The following is a 13,502-nucleotide window of genomic DNA, read 5'->3' on the forward strand; positions in this document are numbered from 1 at the left end:
TGAGACACCGCGGAGGGCGAAAAGGTTGCGTCAGCCCGACGCGAGCGGTCCGAGCCGCTCCATGACGCGCTCGGAGAGGGCGACGAAGTCGGGCCGCGTCATGGTCATGTTGCGGACCGGGGTGAAGCCGAGCTGCGACACGGCGGTGCCGTCGCGGACGATCGCCATGAGGAAGGAGAAGGACTCCTCGTCGCTGAGCTCGAACGTCAGGGCCCACACGCTCATGTCGGAGGCCTTCGTCGAGCTGTTGGCCAGCTGGGTGACCGACGTGCCGAGGTTGGCCTGCCCGCACTGGCGGATCCGGGTGCGGACCTGCTCGACGAACGTGCGGGCCTTCGCCTGCGTCATCGACCCGACCGTCTGGGTGACGCCCACGCGCGAGGCGTTCGGCGTCTCCGGGAACACGAAGGTCCGGGTCCGCGGCTTGACGATGCCGTTGCCGAGGAAGGTGGTGCGGTCGCAGCGGGTCGCGGCGAAGTTGACGCGCGGCTTCTCCGGGTCCGTGCCGACCCACGGGCCCCGCACGGTGGCGACGGGAGGCAGGTCGACCACCGACAGCAGGCCGGGCTCGGTGCCGATCGAGAGGGGCGGCGTGGTGTTCGAGCGGGCCCGTCCGGCGCAGGCGCCCGCACCCTCGGTCCCGCAGAGCCCGTTGACCGCGGCGGCGAGCCCGGTCGACGTCGCCTTCTCCGACACGGCCCTGCCCCGGCTGCGGACGACGTTGGTGACGACGAGGTTGCCGGTGCGGGCCACGCCCACGGTGATCGTGGTCGGCACCTTGCCCCACGACCGCAGGCGGAAGGACCGCGCCTGGTCGCCCACGCGCTTGACCGTGCTGGTGGACAGCAGCTGGGTGCGCGGGTCGATGCAGCCGGCGAACCACAGGGACGCGGTCTCGAAGCCCTGGGCCGCCTCCTGCGCCCCGGCCGACATCTCGACCACCTGCACGGCGTCGGCGGCCTCGCTGGTCACCTCGCGTCGGCGGTTCTTGCGGTTCTCGCCCGTGCCGACCTTCTCGGTGACGGTGCGGGTGGTCGACGCCTCCCACGTGCGGGCGAGCGCTGTCACCCCGGCCGGGTCCGCGAAGCGCTCGCGCTGGCAGGGGGCGAGCAGGCCGTCGCCGCCGAGGTTGTCGGTGGTCGCGGTCTCCGACCAGTCCAGGCCGGAGCCGAAGCGTGCCATCTGCTCGGTGCTGAAGAGCGCGTCCTCGCTGATGAGGGGCTCGCCGGACGCCTCGGGCTCGGGCGCGTGGACGGTCACGCCGGCCTCGGCCTTCTCCTCGCTCAGGCTGGTCGCCTCGGCGCCCGAACCGGTCGCGACGAGCGAGCCGGACGCGACCAGGGCGGCGGTGGCGACCGCGGCCCCGATGGCGGTGTGGGTACGCCGTCGCGCCGCGCCGGCGCGCCGGATCACCGTGGCGCGCGGCCACCGGATCTCGGCGAGCGGCTCGGCGAGGCCGTGGAGCAGGCGCGGGATCTCGGTCGTGGGCGCGTCGCGGTGCAGGGAGAACTGCGCGCTGGCGGTCTGGAGCTCGCGCTCGGCGTCGAGCCGGGGGAGCCCGACGGCGCGCGCCATGTCGCTGAGGGTGAGGGCGGACAGCCCGTTGAGGACGAGGAGCTCGCGCTGCCGCGCGGTCAGCTTGGACAGCGCGTCGAGGGTGCTGCGGGCCTCCGGGTCGAGGCGCTTGTCACGGTGCCAGATGCGGGCGGTGTGCCGTCGGCGCGCACGGCCGAGGGCGAGGGGGCGTACGTAGGCGTCGCGGTCGTCGAGCTGACCGACCTTGCGCCAGTGGTGCCAGGCCACGACGAACGCGTCACGGACGGCTGCACGGGCGGCGGGCGCGTCGCCGGTCAGGGCGTAGGCCTCGTGCAGGAGTCGGGTGCGGGTCTCGACGTAGTAGGCGTCGAAGGTCTCGGGGCTCCTCATGACCGCTCCACGGTACGGGAGCAGCCAACCGGGCGCACATCCTCCGGGGGCGGCGTGGGAACGCCATCCGGTGGTGCACGCGGGTGATGATGGCCGGGCCATGACGTCGCTCCTCACCCGACCCGACCGGTCCCGCCACGGCGCCGGGGTGGTCGACCCTGCCCGGCAGCGCCCGCTGGTCCTGATCGCCACCCTCGGCGGCGTCCTCGCGGCGCTCGGCCCGCTGGTGGTGCTGCTCGCGATCGGCGTCATCGGCTGGTTCGTCACCGACGCCGGGGTCCACGGGGCCCCCCGCGACGGCATGCGCGTCGGCGCGCTCGCCTGGCTCGCCGGGCACGGCTCGGGCGTCACGGTGCTGGGCACCCGCGTCACGATCGTCCCGCTGGGCCTCACCGCGATCGCCGCCTGGTCGATGTGGCGCCTCGGTCACCGCGTGGGCGACTCCGTCTCCGGCCACGGCCCCGACGCGGACCGCATCTCCGACGGCGAGCGCGACCTCACCGTGCCGCTGTCGATCAGCCTCTTCCTCGCCGGGTACGCCGTGGTGGCGGTCGTGGTCGCCACGCTGGCCGCCGGCACCACCGCCGACCCGTCGGTGCCCCGGGTCCTCGGCTGGACCCTGCTCCTGACGGCGTTCGTCGCCGCCCCCGCCATCGCGACCGGGTCCGGTCGCGCGGCCATCTGGGCCGCCTTCGTGCCCGCCACCGTCCGCGCGGGTGCCGCCGTCGCGGGCGCCGTGCTGTCGCGGCTGCTCGTGGTGTCGGCCCTCGTCTTCCTCGTGGCCCTCGCGCTGTCGTTCGACGACGCGGCCACGATGACCTCGCGCCTGCACCCGAGCCCGGGTGAGGCCGGGCTCTACGCCCTGGTCAACACCGCCTTCGTCCCCAACGCCGCTCTCTTCGCCGGCTCCTGGCTGCTCGGCCCCGGCTTCGCCGTCGGTGGCGCGACCCTCGTCTCGCCCGGTGCCGTGGTGCTCGGGCCGCTCCCGGTCGTGCCCCTGCTCGCCGCGCTCCCCGACGCGGGCACCCCCGCCGGGTGGGTCGGCGCCTCGGCGGTGCTCGCGCCGCTGGTCGCCGCCGTCGCGGCCTTCCGCACGCTCCGCGGCCGGCTGCTGACGTGGGACCAGGTCGCACTGGCCGGGTGCGGCGGCGGCCTCGTGGCCGGGTTCGGCTTCGCCGTGCTCGCCTCCCTGTCCGGCGGCGCCGCAGGGCCGGGACGGATGCGCTTCGTCGGCCCCTTCACGCGCGACGTGCTGGTGCACGCGACGACGGCCTGCGGGATCGGGGCCCTGCTCGGCGCCTCCGTGCTCGCGCTCCTGCTCTGGCGGTCCGCGCGCTCGCACCGTGCGGACGAGCCGGAGACCATCGACCCCACCCCCGCGGACTGAGCGTGGGGGCTGGTCACAGCCACGGCGAGCGCCCCTCCCTCGGGCCCGCACCGCGGCACCTCCGCCTGCTCATGGCCGCGCTCGTCGGCCCCCTCGTGCTGGCGACCGTCGTCGGTCTCGTCCTGCTGTGGCCGGACGGCGACCTCGAGATCACCGGTCCCGGCGTCGACGTCGAGCGCGGCACGGCCCGCGTCCAGGCGGTCGTGCCGTGTGCCGACGAGGTGGCCGTCGAGGGCTGCCAGGCCGCCGAGGTCGAGCTGCTCAGCGGTCCGGGTGCACCGGGCGAGGCCCTCGCCCTGCTGCCCTACGGGGACCAGGCGCCCGACGTGGTCGCCGGCGACCGGATCATCGTCTCCTTCACCGAGCAGGGGCGGGAGGGCGAGCAGTACGCCTTCCAGGACTTCGACCGCGGCCCGCCGCTGCTCACGCTGACGATCCTCTTCGCCGTCGGCGTCCTCGCGCTCTCGCGGTGGCGCGGGATCGGCGCGCTGGCGAGCCTGGCGTACTCCCTCGTCCTGATCGCGGTCTTCACCCTCCCCGCGATCATGGCGGGCTCCTCCCCGCTCGCCGTCGCGGTGGTCACGGCAGCCGCCATCATGCTGGTGACGCTGTACCTCTCCCACGGCCTCGACATGCGGACCACGGTCGCGATGCTCGGGACCCTCGTCTCGCTGGTGGTGATCGGCAGCATCGGCTGGGTGTTCACCCGCGTCGGACACTTCACCGGCCTCGTCGACGAGGGCAGCCAGTACATCTCCGGCATCGCCGCGCAGGTCGACCTCCGCGGCCTCCTCCTCGCCGGCCTCGTCATCGGCGCCCTCGGCGTGCTCGACGACGTCACCGTGACCCAGACCTGGGCGGTGTGGGAGCTGGCCGACGTCGACCCCGACGCGAGCACCCGCTCCCTCTTCGTCCGCGCGATGCGCATCGGCCGCTCGCACGTCGCCTCGACGGTCAACACCCTCGTCCTGGCGTACGTCGGCGCGACGCTGCCGCTCATGCTGGTGTTCTCGGCGCTCTCGCTGCCGTTCGGCATCGCGGTGAGCCAGGAGATCGTCGCGCAGGAGGTCGTCCGCGGCCTCGTCGGCGGTCTCGGGATCATCGCCGCGGTGCCGGTCACCACCGCGATCGCGGCGCTCGTCGCCGGCCGTCTCGTCAGGGACCGGGCAGCGGGTGGGGGACCGTCCCACCGCGCCTAGACTTCCGCGCGTGAGCCAGCCCGCCCGCCTCGTCGTCCTCGTCTCGGGGTCCGGCACCAACCTCCAGGCCCTGCTCGACGCGACCGCCGACCCGGCGTACGGCGCGCGGATCGTCGCGGTCGGCGCGGACCGCGAGGACATCGAGGGCCTGGCGCGGGCGGAGCGGGCCGGGGTCCCGACCTTCGTGCGCCGGGTGTCGGACTTCGAGACCCGCGAGGGCTGGGACGCGGCGCTGACGACGGTCGTCGACCGCTTCGAGCCGGACGTGGTGGTCTCGGCCGGCTTCATGAAGCTGCTGTCGCAGGAGTTCCTCGACCGCCACCTCACCCTCAACACCCACCCGGCGCTGTGCCCGGCCTTCCCCGGCATGCACGGGCCGCGCGACGCGCTCGAGCACGGCGTGAAGGTCACCGGCGCCACGCTGTTCGTCGTCGACGCGGGCGTCGACACGGGGCCGATCGTGGCGCAGGTGCCGGTGCCGGTCGAGGAGGACGACGACGTGGCGTCGCTGCACGAGCGGATCAAGACCGCCGAGCGCGCCATGCTCGTCGACGCCGTCGGCCGGATCGCCCGCGAGGGCATCTCGGTCGAGGGCCGCCGGGTTCGCATCGGGGCCGTCGCCCGGTAGATTGCGACCACACGACTGGCGCAGGTGGGCCACCACCGGGGAGTGACGCGCGGGAGCATCGAACGCCTGGGTGCCCCGACTCGAACGTCCACGAGGAGTCACGTGTCCACCTTCACCGCAGAGCACCGCATCCCGGTCCGCCGCGCCCTGGTCTCCGTCTACGACAAGGCCGGTCTCGACGACCTGGTCCGCGGCCTCCACGACGCCGGCGTCGAGCTCGTCTCGACCGGCGGCTCGGCCGCCCTCATCGAGTCGCTCGGGCTCCCGGTCACCAAGGTCGAGGACCTCACCGGCTTCCCGGAGTGCCTCGACGGCCGGGTGAAGACCCTGCACCCCCGCGTGCACGCAGGGATCCTCGCCGACCGCCGCCTCGACTCCCACGTCGCGCAGCTCGAGGAGCTCGGGGTAGAGCCGTTCGACCTCGTCGTCAGCAACCTCTACCCGTTCACCCAGACGGTCGCCTCCGGGGCGAGCCCCGACGAGTGCGTGGAGCAGATCGACATCGGCGGCCCCTCGATGGTCCGCGCCGCAGCGAAGAACCACCCGAGCGTCGCGATCGTGACCTCGCCCGCGGCGTACGACGCGGTGCTCGCCGCGGTCGCCGCCGGCGGCTTCACCCTGGCCGAGCGCCAGCGCCTCGCCGCCGAGGCGTTCGTCCACACCGCGACGTACGACGTGCACGTCGCGTCGTGGATGGGCAACGTCCTCACCGACACCAGCGAGGGCTCCGGCTTCCCGGCGTGGATGGGTGCGACGTGGAGCAAGGAGACGGTGCTGCGCTACGGCGAGAACCCGCACCAGTCCGCCGCGCTCTACAGCAACGGCTTCCTCCCCGGCGGTCCCGGCCTCGCCCAGGCGACGCAGCACCACGGCAAGGAGATGTCCTACAACAACTACGTCGACGCGGACGCGGCCCGTCGTGCGGCGTACGACTTCGACGAGCCGGCCGTGGCGATCATCAAGCACGCCAACCCGTGCGGCATCGCCGTCGCGGCCGACGTGGCGGAGGCCCACCGCAAGGCGCACGCGTGCGACCCGGTGAGCGCCTTCGGCGGCGTCATCGCGACCAACGTGCCGGTGTCGGTGGCGATGGCCGAGCAGGTGGCGGAGATCTTCACCGAGGTCATCGTCGCGCCCGGCTACGAGGACGGGGCGATCGAGGCGCTGCAGGCGAAGAAGAACATCCGCGTCCTCGAGTGCCCGCCCCTCGCCCGCGGCGGGGGCGAGAGCCGTGCGATCTCCGGCGGGCTCCTGCTGCAGGACCGCGACGTGATCGACGCCGAGGGCGACGACCCGTCCGCCTGGACCCTCGCGACGGGCGAGGCCGCCTCGCCGGAGGTCCTGGCCGACCTCGCCTTCGCGTGGCGCGCGTGCCGCGCCGTGAAGTCGAACGCCATCCTGCTCGCGGCCGGCGGCGCGTCCGTCGGCGTCGGGATGGGGCAGGTCAACCGCGTGGACTCCTGCCGGCTCGCGGTCGAGCGGGCGGGGGAGCGGGTGACGTCGGCGGTCGCCGCGTCGGACGCCTTCTTCCCGTTCGCCGACGGCCCGCAGATCCTCATCGACGCCGGCGTGCGGGCGATCGTCCAGCCGGGCGGCTCCGTGCGCGACGCCGAGGTCGTCGAGGCGTGCGAGAAGGCCGGCGTGACGATGTACCTCACCGGCACCCGGCACTTCTTCCACTAGGAGGCGCGCAGCGGCTCCGCGCGTGGAAGGGGCCGCGGCCGGGGAGCCTCCCCGGGACAGGGAAGCACCCGCGTGCTCCCCTACACTCGCTGGCGTGACGGCACAGACCCTCGACGGCGCAGCCACCCTCGAGACCATCAAGGCAGAGCTCGCCCAACGCGTCGCCGCCCTCAAGGACCAGGGGATCACCCCCGGCCTCGGCACGGTGCTGGTGGGCGACGACCCCGGCTCGCACTGGTACGTCGGGGCGAAGCACAAGGACTGCGCGGAGATCGGCATCACCTCGATCCGGCGCGACCTCCCGGCGACGGCCACCCAGGCCGAGGCCGAGGCCGTCATCGACGAGCTCAACGCCGACTCCGCCTGCACCGGCTTCATCGTCCAGCAGCCCACCGGCCTCGACGAGTTCGCGCTGCTCTCGCGGGTCGACCCGGACAAGGACGTCGACGGTCTCCACCCGACCAACCTCGGCAAGCTGGTGCTGGGCGAGTCCGGGCCGCTGCCGTGCACGCCGGTGGGCTCGATCGAGCTGCTGCGCCGCCACGGTGTCGAGATCGCCGGGGCCGAGGTCGTCGTGGTCGGGCGCGGCATCACCGTCGGTCGCCCGCTCGGACTGCTGCTCACGCGCCGCTCGGAGAACGCCACCGTCACGCTCTGCCACACCGGCACCCGCGACCTCGCCTCGCACGTGCGCCAGGCCGACGTCGTCGTCGCGGCCGCCGGCGTGCCCGGCATCATCACCGCCGACATGGTCAAGCCCGGTGCCGCCGTCCTCGACGTCGGCGTCTCCCGCGTCGACGGCAAGGTCACCGGCGACGTCGCCCCCGACGTGTGGGACGTCGCGGGCTGGGTCTCGCCGAACCCGAAGGGCGTCGGTCCGATGACCCGCGCGATGCTGCTGACCAACATCGTGGAGATCGCCGAGAAGTCCGCCCGGGCCTGAGATGACCGACCCCGAGCGCGTCGACCGCTCAGACGACATCGCGCCGCCCGAGTCCGTGCCGCCCGTGTCGGCGGAGCCCTACGACCCCGACGAGCCGCGCCGCTACCCCTCGACCATCGGGGGAGCGTTCTACCTGCTCGTGCTCGGCGTCGTCGCGGTCTCGATGGTCCTGGTCGTGCTGGGCGAGTGGCGCACCGGCATCCGGCTGATGGGCGGCTCGCTGCTGTTCGCTGCGCTCGTACGGCTGGTGCTGCGCAGCCGTGACGCCGGGATGCTCGCCGTGCGGCACAAGGTGCTCGACGCGCTGGTGCTCCTCGTGCTGGGCGGATCGCTGATCTTCCTGGCCGGATCGATCCCGGACCAGCCCGGGTTCTGACAGCACGAGAGGCCGGAGCCCCTGGGGGCTCCGGCCTCTCGTCAGCCGCGAGGTCTCGACGCGGCCTGGATCAGATCAGGCCGAGCTCCGTGACGGCCTTGCGCTCGTCGTCCAGCTCGGCGGTCGAGGCGTCGATCCGCGCGCGCGAGAAGTCGTCGATCTCGAGGCCCTCGACGATCGACCAGTCGCCGTCGGACGTGGTGACCGGGAACGAGGAGATCAGGCCCTCGGGGACGCCGTACTCGCCGCTCGAGACGACGGCCATCGAGACCCAGTCGTCGGCCGGCGAGCCGAACAGCCAGTCGCGGGCGGCGTCGATCGTCGCGGACGCGGCGGAGGCGGCCGACGACGAGCCGCGCGCGTCGATGATCGCGGCGCCACGCTTGGCGACGGTCGGGATGAAGTCGTTCTCCAGCCAGGCCCGGTCGCCGACGGCCTCGGCCGCGTTCTGGCCCTTGACCTCGGCGTGGAAGAGGTCGGGGTACTGGGTGGCCGAGTGGTTGCCCCAGATCGTCATCTTCTTGATGTCGGTGACGGCCGCGCCGGTCCTGGCCGCGAGCTGCGAGATCGCGCGGTTGTGGTCGAGACGCGTCAGCGCGGAGAAGCGCTCGCGCGGGATGTCGGGGGCGTTGCTCATCGCGATGAGCGCGTTGGTGTTGGCCGGGTTGCCCGTGACCCCGATGCGCACGTCGTCGGCGGCGACCGCGTTGAGCGCCTTGCCCTGCGCGGTGAAGATCGCGCCGTTGGCCGACAGCAGGTCGCCGCGCTCCATACCCGGGCCGCGCGGACGCGCGCCGACGAGCAGGGCGAGGTTGACGCCGTCGAAGATCTTCTCGGCGTCCGCGCCGATCTCGACACCGGCGAGGTTCGGGAACGCGCAGTCGTCGAGCTCCATCACGACGCCCTCGAGCGCCTTGAGGGCGGGCTCGATCTCGAGCAGTCGCAGCTCGATCGGGCGGTCCGCGGCGAGCGCGCCGCTCGCGAGGCGGAAGAGCAGGCTGTAGCCGATCTGACCGGCGGCGCCGGTGACGGCCACCTTGAGGGGTGCGGAGGTCACGGTGGGTACTCCTCGTGAGGGTGGTCCAGGGCTGGTCGGGTTGTCCCGCTGACGCTAGCAGCGGGTGCCGGCTGTCATGCTGGCACCCATGTTCCGAGCACTGGGCGCCGCGGGGCTCGCGCTCGCACTGTCCGGGTGCGCCGGCATCGGCCAGCCCGCGCCGTACGACTCGCCCGGCATCAACGGGCTGGTCATCCCGACGCCCTCGGCAGATCCGGCCGACTTCGTCGACGTCGTGGACAACCCGTGGCTGGCCCTCCGGCCGGGCGCGACGTGGCGCTACGACGTCGTCGGCTCGGGAGGCACCATCGGCAGCATCGAGGCGGAGGTCCTCGACCGGACGTCCACGGTGGCGGGGCTTCCCGCCACGGCCGTGAGGACCGACGCGGAGGTCGACGGCGAGACCAGCGAGGTGACCCGCTACTACGCCCAGGACGACGACGGCAACGTCTGGCTGGTGGGGATGGACTCGTCCGCCGGCGCGTCGTGGCGCGCCGGGACGGACGGGGCGGAGGCCGGTCTCGCCATGCCCGGCGACCCGCGCCTCGGCGACGGCTGGGTGGCCTACCGGCTCCCGGACGGGGACGAGGCCAGCACGACGATCGAGGACCAGACCGCGGAGCAGGTGCAGGTGCGCGACGAGGCCGGCACCACGACCCGCAGCGTGTACGAGAAGGGTGTCGGCCTCGTCGGTGTCGAGGACCTCGACGCCGGCTGGACGGCCGTGCCGAGGGACTGACTCAGGGCACCGGCTCAGTCCGGGCGGCGCACCTGGGTGCGGCCGTCGTCGTCGCCGTCCGGGTTGCCCCAGTGGCCGGGCGCGCTCTGGCCGGGCTGCTGCTGGGGCTGCTGGGGTGCGCCCCACTGACCGGGCTGCGCCGGCGGCTGCTGCGGGGCGGGCTGGCCCCACTGGCCGGGCTGCGCCGGCGGCTGCTGCGGCGGAGCGGCGTACGGGTCGGGCTGCTGCTGCGGGGCGGGCTGGCCCCACTGCTGCTGCTGGGGCTGCTGCTGGGACTGCTGCGGGGGAGCGCCCCACGCGGCGCCGGGCTGGCCCCAGCCGCCCTGCTGGCCCTGGTTCCACTGGGCCTCGTAGTTGCCGGGGACGAACTGGTTCTTGCGCCCGCCGCCGAAGTTGAGGCCGGAGCCCGCGACCGGCTCGGCGCCCTGGCCGAACAGGATGGGGTAGGTGAGGCCGGCGATCGCCGCGCCCACCAGCGGGGCCACCACGAACAGCCAGAGCTGGACGATCGCGTCGGTGCCGGCGAAGACCCCGACGCCGATCGAGCGCGCGGGGTTCACCGAGGTGCCGGTCGCGCTCATCGAGGCGAAGTGGATCATCGCGAGGGCCAGGCCGATGGCCAGCGGGCCGAGGGCGACGTTGATCGCGTTGCGCTCGTCGGTCACCGCGAGGATGACCCAGAGGAAGACCGCCGTCATGAGGATCTCGAGGAGCAGCGCGGCCCACCAGGCGAAGCCGGTGCCCTGGTCGCCGAAGAAGTTCTGCGCCATGTTGCCCTCGGCGCTGAACCCCTCGAAGCCGTGGTTGAGGCCGAACAGCGCAGCGCCGGCGAGGAGGCCGCCGAGGAGCTGGGCGGCGAAGTAGATGCCGACCTGGTTCCAGGGGAGCCGGCCGCCGAGCACCGCGCCCAGCGTCACGGCCGGGTTGAAGTGCCCGCCGGAGATACGGCCCACGGCGTAGGCCATGACGACGACCGTGAGGCCGAAGGTCAGCCCGGTCGCGACGTAGTCGCCGCCGCTGCGCATCGCGGCGCCGCAGCCGAAGAAGACGAGCACGAAGGTGCCCAGCGTCTCTGCGGTGAACTTCTGCCCGGTGGTCGGTGTGTCTTCGACGGTGTCGCTCATCGCGAGTCCCCTCCAGAGTCGTGTGGCCGCCCCCCGGCGGCCACGGTGACTCTAGCGGCGTGGGGGACGGGGTGCGAAGGTAGGCGAGTCGCAACCCTTCCCCCGCATCAGGTATCTTGACATCAAGAGTTATGCCCGGATCAGATCGCGATCTACAGGAGCTGTCCTACCCATGGCCAAGATCATCTACACCCACACCGACGAGGCGCCGCTGCTGGCGACCTACTCGTTCCTCCCGATCATCGCCGCCTACGCGAGGACCGCCGGTGTGGACGTCGAGACGCGTGACATCTCCCTGGCCGGTCGCGTGATCGCCCAGTTCCCCGACCGGCTCACCGAGGAGCAGCGCCTCGACGACGCCCTCGCCGAGCTCGGCGAGCTGGCCACCAAGCCCGAGGCCAACATCATCAAGCTGCCCAACATCTCGGCCTCGATCCCGCAGCTCAAGGCGACCATCGCCGAGCTCCAGTCGCAGGGCTACGACCTGCCCGACTACCCGGAGAACCCGGGGACCGACGAGGAGCGCGAGACCCGCGCCCGCTACGACAAGGTCAAGGGCTCCGCGGTCAACCCGGTCCTGCGCGAGGGCAACTCAGACCGCCGCGCGCCCGCGTCGGTGAAGAACTACGCCAGGTCCCACCCGCACTCGATGGGCGCGTGGAGCAGCGAGTCGAAGACGTCGGTCGCCACGATGGGCCACGACGACTTCCGCAGCAACGAGCAGTCGGTCGTCATCGAGGGCGACGACACCCTCGCGATCGTGCACGTGGGTGCCGACGGCACCGAGACCGTGCTCAAGGAGGGCCTGGCGGTCCTCGACGGCGAGGTCGTGGACGCGACGTTCATGAGCGCGGCCAGGCTCGACGAGTTCCTCGAGGCGCAGGTCGCGAAGGCGGCGGCCGACGGTGTCCTGTTCTCCGCGCACCTCAAGGCCACGATGATGAAGGTCTCCGACCCGATCATCTTCGGCCACGTCGTGCGCGCCTACTTCGCCGACGTCTTCGCCCAGTACGGCGAGCAGATCGCCGCGGCCGGCCTGTCCGCCAACGACGGGCTGGGCGCGATCCTGTCCGGCCTCGACAAGGTCGAGAACGGTGCGGAGATCAAGGCGGCGTTCGAGAAGGGCCTCGCCGAGGGCCCCGCGCTCGCCATGGTCGACTCCGACCGGGGCATCACCAACCTCCACGTGCCGTCCGACGTCATCATCGACGCCTCGATGCCGGCGATGATCCGCACCTCCGGCCAGATGTGGAACGCCGCCGGCGAGCAGCAGGACACCCTCGCCGTCATCCCCGACTCGTCCTACGCCGGCGTCTACCAGGCCGCGATCGACGACTGCAGGACCCACGGCGCGCTCGACCCGGCCACGATGGGCTCGGTGCCCAACGTCGGCCTGATGGCCAAGGCGGCCGAGGAGTACGGCTCGCACGACAAGACCTTCGAGATCCCCGCTGCGGGCACGGTCGAGGTCCGCAACGGCGCCGGCGACGTGCTGATGTCGCACGACGTCGAGGCGGGCGACATCTGGCGCGCCTGCCAGACCAAGGACGCCTCGATCCGCGACTGGGTCAAGCTCGCCGTGACCCGCGCCCGCGCCTCGGAGACGCCCGCCGTCTTCTGGCTCGACGAGACCCGCGCGCACGACGCCAACCTCATCCGCCTCGTCCAGCGCTACCTGCAGGACCACGACACCGACGGCCTGTCGATCGACGTGATGGCACCCGCCGACGCGACGGCGTACTCCCTCGAGCGGATCCGCCGCGGCGAGGACACCATCTCGGTCACCGGCAACGTGCTGCGCGACTACAACACCGACCTGTTCCCGATCCTCGAGCTCGGCACCAGCGCCAAGATGCTCTCGATCGTCCCGCTGATGAACGGCGGCGGCCTCTTCGAGACCGGTGCCGGCGGCTCGGCGCCCAAGCACGTGCAGCAGCTCGTCAAGGAGGACTACCTCCGCTGGGACAGCCTCGGTGAGTTCTTCGCGCTCGCGGCCTCGCTCGAGCACCTCGCCGGGTACGCCGACAACGAGCGCGCGCGCATCCTCGGAGAGACCCTCGACAAGGCCACCGAGACCTTCCTCAACGAGGACCGCTCCCCGGGTCGCCGGCTCGGCACGATCGACAACCGCGGCTCGCACTTCTACCTCGCGCTCTACTGGGCCGAGGAGCTGGCGAAGCAGACCGACGACGCCGACCTCGCCGCCGCGTTCGCCGCCCTCGCCGGCTCGCTGCGCGCCGACGAGCAGACGATCGTCGACGAGCTCCTCGCCGTCCAGGGCAAGCCGGCCGACATCGGCGGCTACTTCCGTCCCGACCCCGAGAAGGCGGCCGCGGTGATGCGTCCGTCGGCCACGTTCAACGAGGCGCTCGCCTCGCTCTGACTGCCTCACTGAGGGGCGCGTCACAGGCGGGGCCTCCGGGGAATACCTCTCCGGGGG

The 13,502-nt window shown here is 73.0% G+C and carries 11 protein-coding genes and 1 riboswitch; of the genes, 8 read left to right on the top strand and 3 right to left on the bottom strand.

The window, feature by feature from the left end; translation table 11 throughout:
- Positions 1-30: 30 nt before the first annotated feature.
- The gene (locus F4692_RS12120; protein ID WP_179619881.1) at positions 31-1,926 is read right to left on the bottom strand and encodes a SigE family RNA polymerase sigma factor; all 1,896 of its coding nucleotides are present in this window, start codon (positions 1,924-1,926) and stop codon (positions 31-33) included.
- A 100-nt stretch (positions 1,927-2,026) separates the two neighbouring features.
- Here F4692_RS12120 and F4692_RS12125 point away from each other — a divergent pair, with 100 nt between their 5' ends.
- The 6 genes from F4692_RS12125 to F4692_RS12150 all read left to right on the top strand — a co-directional run bounded on the left by F4692_RS12125 (position 2,027) and on the right by F4692_RS12150 (position 8,142).
- Positions 2,027-3,313 (top strand): cell division protein PerM, encoded by a 1,287-nt coding sequence (locus F4692_RS12125; protein WP_179619882.1) that lies wholly within the window; start codon positions 2,027-2,029, stop codon positions 3,311-3,313.
- 2 nt (positions 3,314-3,315) lie between these two features.
- Complete coding sequence (locus F4692_RS12130) at positions 3,316-4,512, top strand: YibE/F family protein (protein ID WP_179619883.1); 1,197 nt, start codon at positions 3,316-3,318, stop codon at positions 4,510-4,512.
- A gap of 10 nt (positions 4,513-4,522) precedes the next feature.
- Positions 4,523-5,140, top strand: a complete 618-nt coding sequence (gene purN, locus F4692_RS12135) for a phosphoribosylglycinamide formyltransferase (RefSeq protein ID WP_308645275.1) — start codon at positions 4,523-4,525, stop codon at positions 5,138-5,140.
- 1 nt (position 5,141) lies between these two features.
- Positions 5,142-5,219, top strand: a riboswitch (ZMP/ZTP riboswitch).
- A 23-nt stretch (positions 5,220-5,242) separates the two neighbouring features.
- Positions 5,243-6,823, top strand: coding sequence for a bifunctional phosphoribosylaminoimidazolecarboxamide formyltransferase/IMP cyclohydrolase (purH, locus tag F4692_RS12140; protein WP_179619885.1), 1,581 nt, complete (start codon positions 5,243-5,245; stop codon positions 6,821-6,823).
- Positions 6,824-6,917: 94 nt separating this feature from the next.
- On the top strand, positions 6,918-7,766 hold the full coding sequence (locus F4692_RS12145; protein WP_179619886.1) for a bifunctional methylenetetrahydrofolate dehydrogenase/methenyltetrahydrofolate cyclohydrolase: 849 nt from the start codon (positions 6,918-6,920) through the stop codon (positions 7,764-7,766).
- A gap of 1 nt (position 7,767) precedes the next feature.
- The gene (locus F4692_RS12150) at positions 7,768-8,142 is read left to right on the top strand and encodes a DUF3017 domain-containing protein (RefSeq protein WP_179619887.1); all 375 of its coding nucleotides are present in this window, start codon (positions 7,768-7,770) and stop codon (positions 8,140-8,142) included.
- Between the two features lie 70 nt (positions 8,143-8,212).
- Here the strand turns inward: F4692_RS12150 and F4692_RS12155 are convergent, their stop codons facing one another.
- Positions 8,213-9,199: a malate dehydrogenase gene (locus F4692_RS12155; protein WP_179619888.1), complete on the bottom strand. Its 987-nt coding sequence runs from the start codon at positions 9,197-9,199 to the stop codon at positions 8,213-8,215.
- Between the two features lie 88 nt (positions 9,200-9,287).
- On the opposite strand from F4692_RS12155, the gene F4692_RS12160 reads away from it, so the two are divergent.
- Entirely contained in the window at positions 9,288-9,938 is a 651-nt protein-coding gene (locus tag F4692_RS12160) for a hypothetical protein (protein ID WP_179619889.1), read from the top strand.
- Between the two features lie 14 nt (positions 9,939-9,952).
- Here F4692_RS12160 and F4692_RS12165 read toward each other — a convergent pair whose 3' ends face one another.
- A complete protein-coding gene (locus tag F4692_RS12165; protein ID WP_179619890.1) occupies positions 9,953-11,062 on the bottom strand; it encodes an aquaporin in 1,110 nt (369 codons plus the stop codon).
- A 172-nt stretch (positions 11,063-11,234) separates the two neighbouring features.
- Between F4692_RS12165 and F4692_RS12170 the strand changes: the two genes are divergently transcribed.
- Complete coding sequence (locus F4692_RS12170; protein ID WP_179619891.1) at positions 11,235-13,445, top strand: NADP-dependent isocitrate dehydrogenase; 2,211 nt, start codon at positions 11,235-11,237, stop codon at positions 13,443-13,445.
- Positions 13,446-13,502: the final 57 nt, after the last annotated feature.

It is taken from the genome of Nocardioides cavernae (assembly GCF_013410035.1).
Classification (GTDB): Bacteria; Actinomycetota; Actinomycetes; order Propionibacteriales; family Nocardioidaceae; genus Nocardioides; species Nocardioides cavernae_A.

Coding starts and splice junctions, on each gene's coding strand:
- F4692_RS12120 (WP_179619881.1), bottom strand. CDS start 1,926: ATGAGGAGCCCCGAGACCTTCGACGCCTACTACGTCGAGACCCGCACC.
- F4692_RS12125 (WP_179619882.1), top strand. CDS start 2,027: ATGACGTCGCTCCTCACCCGACCCGACCGGTCCCGCCACGGCGCCGGG.
- F4692_RS12150 (WP_179619887.1), top strand. CDS start 7,768: ATGACCGACCCCGAGCGCGTCGACCGCTCAGACGACATCGCGCCGCCC.
- F4692_RS12160 (WP_179619889.1), top strand. CDS start 9,288: ATGTTCCGAGCACTGGGCGCCGCGGGGCTCGCGCTCGCACTGTCCGGG.
- F4692_RS12165 (WP_179619890.1), bottom strand. CDS start 11,062: ATGAGCGACACCGTCGAAGACACACCGACCACCGGGCAGAAGTTCACC.
- F4692_RS12170 (WP_179619891.1), top strand. CDS start 11,235: ATGGCCAAGATCATCTACACCCACACCGACGAGGCGCCGCTGCTGGCG.